We start from the raw sequence: 15,268 nt of genomic DNA, 5'->3' as shown, positions 1-15,268 counted from the left end.
ATGTCGGGGACGCTATGAGGTACTCGAGATGCTGGGGATTTGGATTTCTTTTTTGGTACCGGAGGCCGGTAACGTGGCGTCTTTAACCCCTTTGTAAAAGCCATATATAGCAATAGTTTCAAGGCATACCGTATCAAAATCCACATTTGTTGTCCAAATTGTTGTCCAATTTTAGAGGGTCGGTCGGGAAACCGTTGTCGCTGTTGCAACAGTTCCCCGCCAGACACAGCAGGAGCCAATTTAAACCACCGGGGGAGCTACACACATGTTCAGTCACAAGTGGGTGCTAGGTAGATACATCAAAGTTAGATCGTGTTGCGGTGTTTACTTTTGCTGTCTCTGTTCTAGTTTTGCACTGGTGCAGTGCATGCAGTTAAAATCTCGCAGATGGGTGAACTTGTTATCCTGAAACAGTTTACTTAGCGTAGAGATGTCGCCTTTCGGAGACGCGAGGCACTCATTCAAAATATCTAAACCCTAGCGCCCCGTCGACTTATGAAAATCTTACGGACCCTTCCCCTGTTTCTGTTTACGCTCTCCTCGATTGCGTATGAACCACAAATCTGTAGGCAGACCAGCTGTCAAATTAACGCCGGCGATTACATTGAGGTTGCCCTTACTGGGCCTGACGCCGTCGAGTCCTGGGTGTTTGCCGATGGTTTTTCTCCCTTAGAGGGGATGAGTGTTAACCCTCGCGATGGTGTTAATTATCCCAGCAGCTAACAGTCAAGATGAGTCTGAACAACAGACTGAGGATCATTGTGCGACCATGGGCCTCCTCGCGAGGGTAACTATCATCTTCATCTTGACTAATTTCTTGGTACCTATCGCCCAGTCATTCTCACTCTTCGCCAAAGCTCCATTGAGATCTAAGCTAACTATTATTGACCATCCTACGCCAAACCAGAGACCTCGTCTGCACAGCGGATTCGCGGTAGGCTTAAAGCGATAGCTTTACTTGAAGATGCTCATGGCCGATGACAAACAAACAACCCAAGTCTCCGTCGAGGACCTTTGGGAAGCCCTTGAGGCGCTAGACGCGTTGCCTGAGACCCGCCCGACAGACTGGTACCAGCATTTAGAGCCTTGTGCTAACGGGGCTACGCAAGTAATATTGCTTGAGAATGGGGCTGAGGTGAGTCATTGAGAGCAACGACATGAGAAATCTAATCCCAATAATTTTTACCCTAGTTCTCGTAGCGTGTGGTATGCCTGAGTCAGGTAGGCTCAGCATTGCTCAGGCGGCGTGTGCGGAACTCAGGGCGACTACCGATGAACAAGCACTTCAACGACTGAGAATCATCAACACTGCGAGAGAAAGACTTCAACAGGATTCATATCTTGGGGAGGACGACGAGATTAAGCGGTATCACAGGTGGGGAACATGCGAACCGTTCGTCATGAACACTGACAACTATCTTGCAGAAACAAATCGCAGAGAACAGGCATATTCGAGGGTGCGGAACATTGCAACTATTGGTAAAGAATATTTCACTGACACTGGTAAGTATCTCCTCGAAATTCACGACGCGACTGATGGGCTTACTGTTATAGATGTTGAAACTTTGACCGCATTCAACGGTAATGCGACCGGTAGAACATTAGTGATCGGTTATCAGGAGGAATTTTTTGTAGGGAGAATTGAAGCAAACTACGTCAACGGTAAACCAGAAGGTCTTATGCGTGGTTGGCATGAGAACGGTCAGCTGCACCACGAAGGAAACTTCGTCAACGGTCAAGGAGAAGGTCTTCAACGTGGTTGGCTCGAGAACGGTCAGCTGTTTTATGAAAACAACGTCGTCAATGGTAAAGCAGAAGGTCTTTCGAGAGTATGGTACTGGAACGGTCAGCTGAAATCTGAACACAACCTCGTCAACGGTCAAGAAGAAGGTCTTGCGCGTGGTTGGCACGAGAACGGTCAGCTGAGATCTGAAGACAACTTCGTCAACGGCAAACTAGAAGGTCTTTCGAGAGTATGGTACTGGAACGGTCAGCTGAAATCTGAACACAACCTCGTCAACGGTCAAGAAGAAGGTCTTGCGCGTGGTTGGCACGAGAACGGTCAGCTGAGATCTGAAGACAACTTCGTCAACGGCAAACTAGAAGGTCTTTCGAGAAGATGGGACGAAAACGGTCAGCTGAGATTTGAAGAAAACTTCGTCAACGGCAAACTAGAAGGTCTTTCGAGAGGATGGGACGAAAACGGGGCGTTGAAGTATGAAAACAACTTCGTCAACGGTGTCATGCAACCCAAGTAACAGACTCTATGCCGGTCGGCCCACTAAGACCCCGGTCTCTTCATAGCATTACGATAGCCATTGTCCTGCTTTAGCTCAATCGTTTTACTGGGGTCAATTCTGTTTACAAGCCACGAGCCTTTGCCGTTCTGAATATCATTCTTACTCAGCGATATCTGTAGCAACCCTCGCCAGCCCAGTTACATCTAGCTGTTTATCCCATTGGTAACGCATCTGCTTTTCCAAGAAAGAGCAACTCTAGGGTTCCACAATTTCGATGCATAGTCTAAGGTCATTGAATGGCTGAGCGGAAAGAGATTGCAGCATGGAGCGAGGCGCCACTGAAAAGTAACGATTCTAAAATCCCTCTCCGTGGCGCTGTGTAAAGTTGCCCACAGAAGCCCTTAGAATAAGGTCAATTTCAATGAGGCGCGGCTACCTACCTATGTTGAATTCGAGACCCTAGATCTTCGCGGTTTAGAGGATTTGTATAACCTCATCGCGACGCACCTCCCCCTAAAGACCAGCTGTCTTATACGATGCCTACCTCGGGCGGATCTTGACCCAGATAAGCCAATTCGCCGCAGACTTAGAAAAGGCAACTCTGACCCCAATGAGGAAGCTATTGAGGATGCGACATGCCGATGGCTGATGCTCGACATTGATAAATTACCCCTACCCCCAGCTTACGATCTAATAGAGGAGCCGCAAGCGTGTGTTGAATATGCAGTTTCGCAACTACCGGAGGAGTTTCACAAAGCATCGTACATCTGGCATTTATGGGCATCCTCAGGGCTGAAGTTCACCGACAAAATTTCTGTTCATCTATTCTTTTGGCTGTCGAAGTCTTGGGCAAATGAAAGCTTAAGAAGATGGGCTAAATCAATCAACGCACAGCATGGAAGAACACTGATAGACCCCGCACCATTTAATGCCGTGCAACCCCACTTCATAGCTGATCCTGAATGCGTTGGCTTTGAGGATCCCTTAAAGGGGGGAAGGTTGCTCATGCAGATCAAGGGGCAGTAGTACGTCGATCTCCAACTTGATACGTCCGCCCCCGACACTTACCAGCAACGATCTTACGACACGACCTTGAGCGGCATTGGCTACGAAGCGAAGATGACCAAGCTTGGTGATGGACTTGGTTGTAGCGGATATAACACTGTACTTACATCAGCTACTGCTTCTTATGTATCGCATGTGGGTAGAGACCGAGCGGAAGAAACACGTGCTGCTCTAAAAGCTGATATAGGAGAGCGAATAGATGCGGCAGACCAGAGTAACCATTCAAGAGAAGAGATTAGTCGGTACGAATCAGATGCGTACCTAGACAGCCTTATATCAAGCGCGATCGAAAAATTTGGGGATAAACCGCCGTACTGGGATGAACCTGAGCTTTCTCTTCAAGAAGGCGAACAAAAGCTCCAAGCGGTCATAGATGAATTCGGCAATGCCTCAAGAGCATTTCACCAGAGCATCAATCTCGAAGCGCCTATCCTTGCGGTTAAGGCCACCGCGGGGCTTGGGAAGACACGAAGTGTCATTAAGCGATTGCTTGCTTACAATTTATTAGAGCATGGCGATATTCACTACTACGTACCAAGTCACGCTCTGTCTAATCAGCTGATTGAAGACCTGAATGATGAGCTGTCTCTGGACATATCCAGTGAAGAAGCAACATACGAGCGAGCGAGGGTCATTTACGGGAGGGGTCGGGAGGACGATGCTGGTGTCAGCTTGTGTCGAAAAGCTGATGTGGCAAATAAAATTGCAGCAATGGGTGGCAACGTATATCCACTGCTGTGTCGTAACACATCGGGACAATGTGAGTATTTCGACAACTGCGCCTATCTGCAGCAGCTCGAGGAAGAAGAGTTACCTCCGGGTGATATACGCCGCGTCCTAACAGAAGTGAAGGTGATGACGCATGAACACCTATTTCTTCGAACAAAGGATCGTTTTGCTGACCCCGCGCTGATCGTTATTGACGAAGGATTTGCCAAGTCTGCTCACAAATCAGTAGAGCTCCCGATTAAGGACATACTTGCGTTCGCTAGCCCAGAGTCCCTCATTGCCGAAGTGGCGGATCTGCTCATTCGACAAGAACAAAACCTACTGGAAAAGTTACGGGCAATCACCACCTCAATAGCCTTGCTTGATGAACTTGATCAATATGAGGGTCTGCAGTCCAGCGGATTCCCAAGTCTCGACATTGAATCATCTACTGACGCTCAGCTTTCCGCACTGCGTTCAGCGGCAACGAATAACACACCTTTGCTGATTAGAACATTGGCGTATGAGTTGCAGACTACTGACCGAGATATTTCTCATGCAGTTGTATCTGATGGAGTAACTGCGACGATTCTGAGAAGGAAGGAACTAGACCTACCCAACGCGCCTGTGCTGATGATTGATGCCGATGCAAATCAAACCATCCTTGAAACGTTCTTTGAGCGATCGGTGTCAATTGAAAGCATTCGAGTGGAGCGCCAAGCCGAGGTGCATCAGTTCAATGATCGAACTTTCTCAATGACAGGCTTTGCCGATTCTGATGTGCTGTTAGAACAGGTCCACCGATTTATTTCAGGTGTTGCACAAACAGGCGCCACATTAGTAGTTGCTAATAAAAAAGTTACAACCGAATTGGAGCAGCTGAGTGATACGGGAGCGATGCTCAATCACTTTAATAACCTCAGAGGCGTCAATGCATACGCATACAGCCAGAACGTCGTGCTGATAGGCCGGAATCAACCTTCTACACCTGCGCTGGAAGCCGCTGCTAGGGGGATCTGGTTTGCTGCTAGGGCGCCGCTACGGCTTCTGGGAGATGTCTCTGGGAGCAAACCCTTTCGGCGTGAGCAACGAGGTTACCGAGTCAGAACCGGCGGTGGCACAACCGATGTGCAAGTGCACCCTGATTGGCGCGCTCAGGCGCTCCTAGAGTAGATGCGTGAGTCGGAGAGCTTACAGGCCATTGATCGCTTAAGGCTTCTCAGGAGCCATCTAGAAGGCCTTCAGCGGCACGTATTCATACTGGGTTCTATGCCGCTAGACATCACTGTGGATCATCTCTGGAGTTGGAGCGGGCTACAAAAATTGATCGCGCTAGTGCAGAGTTGTGACGGCATAGTTCCATTAAATAAAAAGCACTTATTGGCGGCTTGCCCGGAACTATCCTCAGAGCCAACCGCGCAACGTAGGATTACTGATGTAAAAAGGATCACTTCCCTAATAGGTATATCTATTAAAGGTTTGATCCTTTTAACCGCCCAATACAGGTTGCGCGGACAGAAACGCGCTCGTGAAGTTCTGTATAACGCGCAGTACAGCGCAGAGCAGGTTCAAGAAAGACTTGCTGAGATCGCTGGTGAGCCGGTTGAGATGTTGTGAAGGGTGCTTTATAGGCTTACACAATTCGCTGAAAAAAATAACCAATATTTATCTAGGTATTACGAGTAGAAAGCCCTGAAAACACTGGTTTTTCTTTGTAGCAGGAGTAGTAGGAAAATAGCGGAAGAGCTCAGAGGTTTAAATGAACCACGTTAGCCCTGTCTATCTCGGTAGTATCAAGGTGCATTAGGTGCTGGTGGATTTGCAGCGATGCGCCAAAGGTGGCCTTAATTATCTCAGAGGAATCAGCCAGACCTGCGCTGCCATACTTCAGCGTATGCTTGTTGATTTCCTTGTCCGACCAACCACAGATCGTTTGTAGATGTAGGTAGCTAATACTGTATGCAGTAGCGTTAACCCTGATGGTGTGGCGCAGGTTGTGGTTTGTATACTTGCCATCGAACATTTTGTTTATGCGGTTCCTTGGCGTGGCTGATGGATCTTTTACCTGAAGGCTGTAAATGGCCGCTGGTAGCATCTTCTTAATAACTGATAGTCCTAGCACTACTGGAATGACTCGTGGCCTAGCGACTGTTTTGCCCTTGCGTACAACGATGTGGGGGTAGTTGTTATCAAGAAACATATCTTCCGGTTTAAGCGTCGCTATCTCTTGGCACATCATCCCGCCTTGAATCTCTAGGAGGTGAACCGCTGACACCCAGTCATCGTCATTCTCAAGACAGTGTTGTACCAGCATGATTTGGTCATCGACTGTCAGAGGCTCACGTTCTTCGGCTTCATAGTAAGGTGTCTCTGGTAAGATGAATCGTGGCCACTTTGGGCGTTGCTTCTTCGCCAGTCGGTTCAATGCAGCCAGTACTTCAGACAATTCTCGCTGCACTGTTGAAGGTTTAACTGCCCTCAATCGTTCCTCTGCATGATCCTCAAGCGCATCATCAATGAGCGTTTGACTCTCTGCCGTTATGACGTGGTCGCCTACGCGCCAAAGGAATGTCTCCCAGTAGCGTTGCAGCCTTTTGGTATGTCTTTCGTTGGGATCTGTTAATCCTCTAAATTCAAGGTAATCATTCCACCACCATGACAGCGTCTTAGGCTGACGTGACCTAACAGTTGTTGCTGCTTCGGCTGCTCTGAATCTAGCAAGCTCTTGAATAGTAGGCTTGGCCTGAATAAGCCCGTCAAACATACCGCCTTTTTTGACGCCCAGTGCTCGCTGTATGTCCTCAGCCCTGTCAATAGGTTTGGTTAATTCGGGAAAGAATATTAGTTTCAGATCGTCGCTGTTAAGCTTACGGCCTAGAGACTCTTCTATGCCTTCCAAACCATATTATTTGATAAACGCCGGACCTATGTTGTGAAGGGCAAGCTCGCCTTGTTGTATCTTTTCTCGCTTGAGTATGTCAGCAGCCAGAGCCTCAAGTTCATTCTCTGTAAAGGCATCAGGGCTTGAGTTGCGCAAGGACTTAATTTTCGCTTCGTAACAAGCCTTGGCTGGCTTCGCTGCCTCAAAGGCTTCGTCATAGGTTGCACTCTCATCGAGGTCTAAATATTCAACGTATAACCGCTTACCGTAAGTCTGTTGCAAGTATGGCGGAACCTTCTTTCTGTAGCGTACTCTGCCGTTATTGACGCCAACATTAGGTGGCCATCGTTTTTTAGGTTTAGCCATCTTCGCAATCCCCTCTGGACAGCAAATATCCTAGTCGTTGTCCAAAATGTTGTCCAAAATATAACTATATGAAGGCTGTAAATGGCTTATCTGCGGGGTGTTTAGAGGCATCAATGGTACCGGAGGCCGGACTCGAACCGGCACGCTTTTAAGGGCATCGGATTTTGAATCCGACGTGTCTACCAATTTCACCACTCCGGCACAGAGGGGAAAGCACTTCAGGAGTGCAGGGCGCGGATTATAGCAAGGCGCTTTAAAAGTGCAATCATTGAAATCGGGTTTTTATCGAGAGACAGCGAAAAAGTGGCCAAACACCCGATTGAAGGGTACACTTCGCGCCCTCGAGTTTGGGTATGGGACCTGAACCGTTTTCTGAGTACCAAGAGAGAAAAGATTATGGCCACAGTATTGGTTAAAAAAACAGCGACGCACAAAATCTACAAGCGTAAAGATGGTCGTTATGCAGTAACGACTGTGAAGGGCGCTGCCGTGAACGGCGACGACAAAGCGGCGGTATTGCTTGCGGAAGGTTTAATCCAGCTTTCTCAGCCAGCACCCGCAGAGCCCGAAGTCGAAGAAGCACCTGCAGAAGAAGCGGCTGCTGAGGAAGCAACTGCTGAGGAAGCACCAGCAGAAGAAGCACAAGCTGAAGAAGAAACCAAAGACGCAGAGTAAACGTAAAACGTTGAGATGCGTAAAGCCCACCTCGGTGGGCTTTTTTATAGTGAGCTCATACCGGTATGTCGACATACAAAAGCGATTATTATTTTGATTTACCCGAGCATTTGATTGCTCAGCACCCGCTGCCGGATCGCAGCGCTTCGCGCTTGCTTTGCCTTGACCGCAACTCGGGTGCTGTCAATCACGCGCAGTTTACTGATCTGCTTGAGTTAGTTCGGCCCAATGATCTGTTGGTATTCAATAACACGAAAGTCATCCCAGCTCGAATGTACGGCCAAAAACCGACGGGCGGTCAGTTAGAAATATTGGTCGAGCGCATTGTTAGTTCTCAACAGGCCTTGGTACATATGCGCTCTAGTCGCTCTCCCAAACCAGGATCGATGGTCGAGATTTTTAGCAAAGATCGCTCAGGAGTTGCGGGCGAAGTCTCTGTACTCGGACGCGAGGGGGCTTTGTTTCTAGTTGAAGCACGAGACGAGGCTATCACGGCTTTGATTGAACGTTGTGGTCATATGCCTTTGCCGCCCTACATAGAGCGGGCGGAGGAGCAAGCCGATTTAGAGCGCTATCAGACCGTTTACGCCAAAAAAGAGGGTGCTGTCGCGGCGCCAACGGCGGGTTTGCACTTTACCCCTGAAATTTTACGGGCGCTTAAAGACAAGGGTGTCGAATTTGCGGAAGTGACCTTGCACGTAGGGGCGGGTACATTTCAGCCCGTCAAAGAGGACGATATTCGCGCACACACCATGCACACAGAATGGTTTGAGGTCGCGGACGAGGTAGTGAAGCTTGTCGAAGAGACCAAACAGCGCGGAGGACGCGTCATCGCAGTTGGAACGACGTCTGTTCGCAGTTTAGAATCGGCGAGCCTTAATGGGCGCTTGCAATCGATGCGGGGTGATACTGAGATTTTTATCTACCCCGGTTACGAGTTTAAAACAGTGGATGCGTTGATCACGAACTTTCATTTGCCTGAGTCGACCCTGATTATGCTGGTGAGTGCCTTGGCCGACCGGGAGTCGGTATTGGCGGCCTACGATGAAGCAGTTCGACACGAATACCGATTTTTTAGTTATGGCGATGCCATGTTTATTGCCTAGGATGGCTTTATGAGCGATGAATCTTGTCGAATGCACTACCAACTCAACACTCAAGATGGGTATGCGCGCCGCGGTGCTTTGACGTTTCCGCGCGGCGTAGTAGAAACGCCAGCATTCATGCCCGTGGGAACATATGGCACGGTAAAAGGTTTGACTCCGCGCGATGTCGAGGACCTCGGTGCACATATTATTTTGGGTAATACCTTTCATTTATGGTTGCGACCCGGTACTGACATCATAAAAGCGCACGGTGATCTGCATGATTTTATGGGTTGGCAGGGTCCGATCCTGACGGATTCCGGTGGTTTTCAAGTATTTAGTCTGGGTGCAATGCGCAAAATCTCCGAGGAGGGCGTTGCCTTTCAATCGCCCGTTGATGGCGCAAAAGTGTTTCTGGACCCAGAAGAGTCAATGCGTATCCAGCGCGACTTGGGTAGCGATATCGTCATGATTTTTGATGAGTGCACGCCTTATCCAGCTGATCACAGCGTCGCGAAAAGCAGCATGGAACTGTCGTTGCGATGGGCCAAACGCAGCAAGGCGGCACACGAGGGAAACGATGCGGCGCTGTTCGGTATCATTCAAGGTGGAATGTACGAAGATCTTCGGCATCAATCCTTGCAGGGTTTGGTCGACTTGGGCTTTGATGGCTACGCCATTGGCGGGCTTTCAGTGGGTGAGCCTAAAGAAGAAATGTTTCATGTGCTAGAAATCCTAAAGGACGTTATGCCAACCGATAAGCCCAGGTATTTGATGGGTGTGGGTACACCAGCGGATTTGCTCGAAGGGGTTCGACGTGGTATCGATATGTTTGATTGCGTGATGCCGACTCGCAATGCTCGCAACGGGCATTTGTTTACCAGTGAAGGCGTGGTGAAGTTGCGCAATGCCAAGCACAAGCGTTCGACCGCACCGCTAGATGCTAACTGCGATTGTTATACCTGTCGTAACTTTTCGGTTGCCTATTTGCATCATCTAGACAAGTGCAAAGAAATTTTGGGTTCGCAGCTGAACACTATTCATAATTTGCACTACTACCAAACACACATGCGTAATATTAGATCAGCTATTGAGACGCACTCGCTCGATGAGTACGCGGGTCGATTTTACGAGGCGCAAGGGCTGGAAGCTCCGGTACTGGAATTGTGAAGAAACTCGTATTTTTTGTGCCCCAGACGCATCTAGAGCACGTCAAAACGGCTCTTTTTGAGGTGGGTGCAGGCCGAATGGGTGATTATGAGCATTGCTGCTGGCAAACCTTGGGCACCGGGCAGTTCAAGCCAATGCCCGGGGCAACGCCGTTTATCGGCCAGAGTGGGCAGCTCGAGCACGTGAGTGAGTACCGAGTAGAGCTGGTCTGCGACGATGCCTGCATTAAGGAAGCTGTAAAGGCACTGCGCCATGCGCACCCCTACGAAGAACCCGCCTTTGATGTCATTAACCTGATTGATCCGGAGAGCTTGTAATGTCTGAATCTGCGCAACGCCCACGCCCAGTAATCATTGATCCGCTGACCGGTGAGGAGCTCGTACCTTCGCCCTGTGTGTCTATTTGTGCGCTCGATGAAAATGACGTGTGCATCGGCTGTTTTCGCTCAGGCAGTGAAATTACCGATTGGTTTATGGCTTCGTCAGCAGAGAAGAGGGCAATACTCGCGCGCGCCAACGCGCGTCGGCTAGAACAAGGCAGTAATGGGCTTAGCTAGCCTTAAAGGCCTTTACAGACTGAATAACCTTGCTGTCGAGGCTGACGATTTCGAGTCGATGTTCTCCAATAGCCATGCTGGCGTTTGCATCCGGGAATGATTCGAGTATTTCCAGCATCAGTCCGCTGATGGTTCTTGGCCCCTCGGTGGGCAATGACCAGTCGAGCGCTTTATTGACATCTCGAATAGAGGCATTGCCTAAAATTAAGAAAGTCCCGTCTGGCTCTGACGTGATGTAATCGTCTTGCGCTATCAGACTTGAGGTAAACTCACCTACGATTTCTTCTAGGATATCTTCCAACGCAACCAGGCCCATAACGTCGCCATATTCGTCCACGACCGTACCCAAACGCAGTTTCTGCTGCTGAAAGTTGAGCAGTTGGGTGTGCAGAGGGGTGTTCTCTGGAACAAAATAGGGTTGTTCCATCTCGCGCAATAGGGCTTCTCGATCTAAACCGTTGGCATCGACAATGCGGCTGATATTGCGCATGTGCAAAATGCCCTCGATATTGTTGATGTCTTCTCGCCAGACCGGCAATCTGGTGTGTTCTGAAGCTTGTATCGTCTTCATGATCTCTTCATCAGTATCATCAAGGTCGATGCCGTACACCTCGTTGCGAGGCACCATGATGTCATCGACACTGACTTCTTCGAGATCTAGGATGTTAAGCAGCATGCCGCGGTGCCGAGTCGGAATCAATTGACTCGACTCGTTAACGATGGTGCGCAGCTCGTCGGACGATACTGAATCGTTGCTGGTGTTCTCTGGGTTTACCCCGAGAAGTTTAAGCAGGCCGTTGGTAACTCCATTGATGGCCCACACCAATGGATACATAATTTTCATCAAGGGTAGCAACACAATGCTTGCGGGAAAGGCAATGCGTTCGGGGTGCAACGCCGCAATCGTTTTTGGTGTGATCTCGGCAAAAATTAAGATCACGAGCGTTAGTACCAGGGTTGCGACGGCGATACCTGCGTCGCCAAACAAGCGGATCGCGATCACCGTCGCGATAGCAGAGGCCAGAATGTTGACCAAGTTGTTGCCGATCAAAATAAGGCCGATGAGCCTATCGGGTCGCTCAAGTAATTGACTGGCACGCTCTGCGCCCTTGTGCTTTTCGTTGCGCAAGTGTTTCAGGCGGAATCGGTTGAGTGACATCATTCCTGTTTCTGAAGACGAGAAAAAACCCGACAGGACGATCAAGATGGCGAGAGCTGTAAACAGCAACTCTAAGGGCGCTTCGTTCAACGCTGTGTGAATCTCGTGTGGCTATTGAAGCGTAAGTGTCTCGAACTTCCGGCCAGCGCGCAAGCAACAAAGCGATACTTTTCTAGTCGAGGAGCCACTGCAGCACGAATTTTGAGCCGAAGTAGGCCAGCAGGATGAGGGAAAATCCAGCGAGAGTGAGTTTTACCGCGGTTCTTGATCGCCAGCCCTGCTGGTGATGCCCCCATAAAAGACTGGCGTAAACCAACCAGGCGCTGATGGTGAAGACCGTTTTGTGCGCCACATGCTGAGCGAGCATGTCCTCTAGAAAAACAAAACCGGTAATGATCGCTAAGCTGAGAACCGCAAAACCAATCCACAAGAGCTCGAAGAGTAAGCGTTCCATCTTTTGGAGTGGTGGCAACCAGCGGGTTACTCCCAAGTTGTGATGTCTACGCAGCTGTCGATCTTGTAAGGCGACGAGCCCGGCCTGCATGGCCGCAATTGCCAGCAAGGCGTTGGCGGATAACGAACAGGCAATGTGAATGACAACGCCAGGTGCCAGAGAGGTGGCCTGTATCTCGCTGGGTGCCAGTACGCTGACCAATACGGTCAGGGCAGAGAGTGGGAATAGACCAATCAGCACCGTTTGCAAGGGTCTGATGACCAGCAATAGTGCGGCGACGACATTGGTCAACAGGAATGCGAGTGATGATGCCTCGATAAACCCCAGCGGCGCGAGAGCGTGGGACTGCAAAGCCCCAAAAACTAAGTAAGCGTGCAACATAATTGCGAGTGCGCCGCTGCTCAAGGCCAAAACAGAGCTGGCTCCACGATGTCTGGGTGCGTAGTAAAGTTGGTGCCCAGCGGCCACGAGATACGCTGTGGCTGTCGCTAAAGCAATAATCAAGGCGGTCATGAGTGGGCGCTGGCCTGTGGTTGACGTATAATCCCCCTTTGTACCCAGATCGAGTCACATAATCAATAGGGCAGAAGCCCTAGAGAGGTCAGCATGTTTCAAAGTTTGTCAGATCGCTTGTCTGCGACCCTAAAATCCATTTCCGGTAAAGCGAAGCTGAGTGAGGATAATATTCAAGGCACACTGCGCGAAGTGCGTATGGCCTTGCTTGAGGCCGATGTTGCCCTACCCGTCGTTAAAACGTTTACGGAGGCGGTTAAACAGCGGGCATTAGGTCAAGAAGTGGCTCAGGCTTTAAGCCCCGGGCAAGCTTTTCTAAAAATCGTTCAATCAGAGCTTGAGTCCACCATGGGCTCGGCCAACGAGTCGTTAAACCTTGCTACGCAGCCTCCCGCTATTATCCTGATGGCTGGTCTACAGGGTGCGGGTAAAACGACATCGGTGGCTAAGTTGGCACGTCGTTTGATCGAACGCGAGAAGAAATCAGTCTCGGTAGTCAGTGCTGACGTTTATCGTCCGGCAGCGATCAAGCAGCTAGAAACCTTGGCTCAGGAGGTCGGTGCTCGTTTTATTCCAAGCGACATGAACGAATCGCCGGTTGAGATTGCCAAGCGCGCGGTGCAAACGGCGAAAACACAATTTAGCGATGTGCTGTTGGTAGATACTGCGGGGCGCCTGGCCATTGATGCAGAAATGATGGCAGAGATAAAAGACCTCCACGCGGCAATTGACCCAATAGAAACCTTATTCGTCGTTGATGCGATGACAGGGCAAGATGCGGCCAACACTGCGAAGGCCTTCGGTGATGCTCTGCCTTTAACAGGCGTGATTTTGACCAAAGTCGATGCCGACGTGCGTGGTGGTGCGGCTCTGTCGGTTCGTTCGATTACGGGTAAGCCGATCAAGTTTTTAGGTGTGGGCGAAAAAACCCAGGCGCTGGACCCTTTCCACCCAGACCGAATAGCCTCGCGCATTTTGGGGATGGGCGATGTTTTATCGCTGATTGAAGAGGCCGAGCAAAAGGTTGATAAGGCCAAAGCGGAACGTATCGCCAAGAAAGTGAAGGCAGGTAAGCGCTTTGACCTAGAGGATTTTCGTGACCAATTACAACAAATGAACAATATGGGTGGGGTAACGGGTATGTTGGATAAACTGCCCGGCATGGGTGGTATGGCCCAGGCTGCTCAGGGCATGGACCCCAAAATGTTTGTGCGTATGGAGGCCATGATCAACTCGATGACGCCGAAAGAGCGCCGCAATCCAGATTTAATCGCAGGCTCTCGTAAGCGTCGCATCACCCTGGGCTCTGGTACACAGGTCCAAGATCTGAATCGTCTACTCAAACAGCACAAACAGATGCAAAAGATGATGAAAAAGATGAAGGGCGGAGGCCTCGAGCGAATGATGCGAGGCATGGCCGGTAACATGCCAAAGGGCGGTGGTTTTCCCTTTCGGTAAATGATTGAGAAATTACGAAAACTTGTGAAAAATCGGGCTTTCAAAGCGGGCCGTTTTTCCGTATGATACGCGCCTTTCCGGCAAGGGTGCCGGTATTGCCCTTGTAACACCAAGAATTTGGGGCGTTCAAACTAACAGGAACACATTTATGGTAACAATTCGATTGGCAAGAGGCGGAGCAAAAAAGCGTCCTTTCTACCACTTTACTGTGGCTGATAGCCGTAACTCTCGCAACGGCCGTTTCATTGAGCGTGTGGGCTTTTTTAACCCCACAGCCCGTGGACAGGAAGAGCGTTTGCGCGTTGATTTTGATCGCGTTGACTACTGGCGTAGCAATGGCGCGCAAGTGTCAGATCGCGTTGCCAGCTTGTTGAAAGAGGCTTCTAGCTCAGCTGAGGCCTAAGTCCCATGGCGGGCGATGATCTCATCACGGTCGGGCGAGTGCTCGGCGCGCATGGGGTCAAAGGATGGGTAAGGATAAGAAGCTTCACCGATCCAGAAGAGCAATTGTTTGAGTATGCGCCTTTGTACTTGATGCAAAGAGGCAAAAAGTCTGCGTTTGAAGTTGAGGCTCGAAAAAGTCTGACAAAAGGCTGGTCAGTAAAGCTTAAAGGGCTTGATGATCGAAACGCGGCGGAGTTGTTAAAGGGTGTCGATATAACGATGCCGTCCGCGGTGCTCCCTGAGTTGGCGGAAGACGAATTCTACTGGCGCGACTTGATTGGCATGACAGTAGTGACAAAAGGGGTGTTGCTCGGCGAAGTGAGCAATATGCTGGAAACCGGCGCAAATGATGTGCTCGTTGTTAAGAGCACGGAAGGTAGCGTTGATGAGCAAGAGCGGTTGATTCCATTCTTGCTTGAACGATTTGTTCTCGGCGTTGATAGAGCGTCGAATACCATTGAGGTCGATTGGGATCCTGAGTGGTAAAGGGGAGG

15 protein-coding genes and 1 tRNA gene are annotated in these 15,268 nt (G+C 49.9%); 11 read left to right on the top strand and 5 right to left on the bottom strand.

The window, feature by feature from the left end:
• The first annotated feature begins 970 nt into the window (after positions 1–970).
• The 3 genes from EYZ66_RS08985 to EYZ66_RS08975 all read left to right on the top strand — a co-directional run bounded on the left by EYZ66_RS08985 (position 971) and on the right by EYZ66_RS08975 (position 5,186).
• Positions 971–1,147 carry a hypothetical protein gene (locus tag EYZ66_RS08985; RefSeq protein WP_009577386.1) on the top strand — a complete coding sequence of 59 codons (177 nt, stop codon included), beginning with the start codon at positions 971–973 and terminating at the stop codon, positions 1,145–1,147.
• A 61-nt stretch (positions 1,148–1,208) separates the two neighbouring features.
• Entirely contained in the window at positions 1,209–2,258 is a 1,050-nt protein-coding gene (locus EYZ66_RS08980) for a toxin-antitoxin system YwqK family antitoxin (protein WP_160195650.1), read from the top strand.
• A gap of 1,074 nt (positions 2,259–3,332) precedes the next feature.
• A complete protein-coding gene (locus EYZ66_RS08975; protein WP_139042529.1) occupies positions 3,333–5,186 on the top strand; it encodes a hypothetical protein in 1,854 nt (617 codons plus the stop codon).
• A 574-nt stretch (positions 5,187–5,760) separates the two neighbouring features.
• Here the strand turns inward: EYZ66_RS08975 and EYZ66_RS08970 are convergent.
• From EYZ66_RS08970 to EYZ66_RS08960, 3 genes are all read right to left on the bottom strand, one after another.
• Positions 5,761–6,912, bottom strand: a complete 1,152-nt coding sequence (locus EYZ66_RS08970) for a site-specific integrase (protein WP_009574824.1) — start codon at positions 6,910–6,912, stop codon at positions 5,761–5,763.
• Between the two features lie 6 nt (positions 6,913–6,918).
• Entirely contained in the window at positions 6,919–7,260 is a 342-nt protein-coding gene (locus EYZ66_RS08965; RefSeq protein WP_040816034.1) for a hypothetical protein, read from the bottom strand.
• Between the two features lie 114 nt (positions 7,261–7,374).
• A tRNA-Leu gene (locus EYZ66_RS08960) sits at positions 7,375–7,461 on the bottom strand.
• A gap of 195 nt (positions 7,462–7,656) precedes the next feature.
• Here EYZ66_RS08960 and EYZ66_RS08955 point away from each other — a divergent pair.
• From EYZ66_RS08955 to EYZ66_RS08935, 5 genes are all read left to right on the top strand, one after another.
• Entirely contained in the window at positions 7,657–7,935 is a 279-nt protein-coding gene (locus tag EYZ66_RS08955) for a hypothetical protein (protein WP_009574822.1), read from the top strand.
• Between the two features lie 65 nt (positions 7,936–8,000).
• Positions 8,001–9,041, top strand: a complete 1,041-nt coding sequence (queA, locus tag EYZ66_RS08950) for a tRNA preQ1(34) S-adenosylmethionine ribosyltransferase-isomerase QueA (protein ID WP_009574821.1) — start codon at positions 8,001–8,003, stop codon at positions 9,039–9,041.
• A gap of 9 nt (positions 9,042–9,050) precedes the next feature.
• Positions 9,051–10,190 carry a tRNA guanosine(34) transglycosylase Tgt gene (gene tgt, locus EYZ66_RS08945; protein WP_009574820.1) on the top strand — a complete coding sequence of 380 codons (1,140 nt, stop codon included), beginning with the start codon at positions 9,051–9,053 and terminating at the stop codon, positions 10,188–10,190.
• Positions 10,187–10,507 carry a YqfO family protein gene (locus tag EYZ66_RS08940; RefSeq protein ID WP_009574819.1) on the top strand — a complete coding sequence of 107 codons (321 nt, stop codon included), beginning with the start codon at positions 10,187–10,189 and terminating at the stop codon, positions 10,505–10,507. Before tgt ends, EYZ66_RS08940 begins: the two co-directional genes overlap by 4 nt.
• The gene (locus EYZ66_RS08935) at positions 10,507–10,746 is read left to right on the top strand and encodes a DUF1289 domain-containing protein (RefSeq protein ID WP_009574818.1); all 240 of its coding nucleotides are present in this window, start codon (positions 10,507–10,509) and stop codon (positions 10,744–10,746) included. The genes EYZ66_RS08940 and EYZ66_RS08935 overlap by 1 nt, the downstream gene beginning before the upstream one ends.
• Here the strand turns inward: EYZ66_RS08935 and EYZ66_RS08930 are convergent.
• Both EYZ66_RS08930 and EYZ66_RS08925 read right to left on the bottom strand, forming a co-directional pair.
• Entirely contained in the window at positions 10,739–11,995 is a 1,257-nt protein-coding gene (locus EYZ66_RS08930; protein WP_009574817.1) for an HlyC/CorC family transporter, read from the bottom strand. The genes EYZ66_RS08935 and EYZ66_RS08930 overlap by 8 nt on opposite strands.
• Before the next feature lie 82 nt (positions 11,996–12,077).
• Positions 12,078–12,872, bottom strand: a complete 795-nt coding sequence (locus EYZ66_RS08925) for a cytochrome C assembly family protein (protein ID WP_009574816.1) — start codon at positions 12,870–12,872, stop codon at positions 12,078–12,080.
• A gap of 93 nt (positions 12,873–12,965) precedes the next feature.
• Between EYZ66_RS08925 and ffh the strand changes: the two genes are divergently transcribed.
• The 3 genes from ffh to rimM all read left to right on the top strand — a co-directional run bounded on the left by ffh (position 12,966) and on the right by rimM (position 15,260).
• Positions 12,966–14,330, top strand: a complete 1,365-nt coding sequence (gene ffh / locus EYZ66_RS08920; protein ID WP_009574815.1) for a signal recognition particle protein — start codon at positions 12,966–12,968, stop codon at positions 14,328–14,330.
• Positions 14,331–14,478: 148 nt separating this feature from the next.
• Positions 14,479–14,733, top strand: coding sequence for a 30S ribosomal protein S16 (rpsP, locus tag EYZ66_RS08915; RefSeq protein WP_009574814.1), 255 nt, complete (start codon positions 14,479–14,481; stop codon positions 14,731–14,733).
• A 5-nt stretch (positions 14,734–14,738) separates the two neighbouring features.
• Positions 14,739–15,260, top strand: a complete 522-nt coding sequence (gene rimM / locus EYZ66_RS08910; RefSeq protein ID WP_009574813.1) for a ribosome maturation factor RimM — start codon at positions 14,739–14,741, stop codon at positions 15,258–15,260.
• Positions 15,261–15,268: the final 8 nt, after the last annotated feature.

Origin of the sequence: Aequoribacter fuscus (genome assembly GCF_009910365.1) — a bacterium.
Classification (GTDB): domain Bacteria; phylum Pseudomonadota; class Gammaproteobacteria; order Pseudomonadales; family Halieaceae; genus Aequoribacter; species Aequoribacter fuscus.
Note: the sequence above shows the minus strand (reverse complement) of the source record. Positions and strands in the feature narration are given on the sequence as shown.

Coding starts and splice junctions, on each gene's coding strand:
- rimM (WP_009574813.1), top strand. CDS start 14,739: ATGGCGGGCGATGATCTCATCACGGTCGGGCGAGTGCTCGGCGCGCAT.
- EYZ66_RS08955 (WP_009574822.1), top strand. CDS start 7,657: ATGGCCACAGTATTGGTTAAAAAAACAGCGACGCACAAAATCTACAAG.
- EYZ66_RS08965 (WP_040816034.1), bottom strand. CDS start 7,260: ATGGCTAAACCTAAAAAACGATGGCCACCTAATGTTGGCGTCAATAAC.
- ffh (WP_009574815.1), top strand. CDS start 12,966: ATGTTTCAAAGTTTGTCAGATCGCTTGTCTGCGACCCTAAAATCCATT.
- rpsP (WP_009574814.1), top strand. CDS start 14,479: ATGGTAACAATTCGATTGGCAAGAGGCGGAGCAAAAAAGCGTCCTTTC.
- tgt (WP_009574820.1), top strand. CDS start 9,051: ATGAGCGATGAATCTTGTCGAATGCACTACCAACTCAACACTCAAGAT.
- EYZ66_RS08985 (WP_009577386.1), top strand. CDS start 971: ATGGCCGATGACAAACAAACAACCCAAGTCTCCGTCGAGGACCTTTGG.
- EYZ66_RS08925 (WP_009574816.1), bottom strand. CDS start 12,872: ATGACCGCCTTGATTATTGCTTTAGCGACAGCCACAGCGTATCTCGTG.
- queA (WP_009574821.1), top strand. CDS start 8,001: ATGTCGACATACAAAAGCGATTATTATTTTGATTTACCCGAGCATTTG.
- EYZ66_RS08935 (WP_009574818.1), top strand. CDS start 10,507: ATGTCTGAATCTGCGCAACGCCCACGCCCAGTAATCATTGATCCGCTG.
- EYZ66_RS08980 (WP_160195650.1), top strand. CDS start 1,209: ATGCCTGAGTCAGGTAGGCTCAGCATTGCTCAGGCGGCGTGTGCGGAA.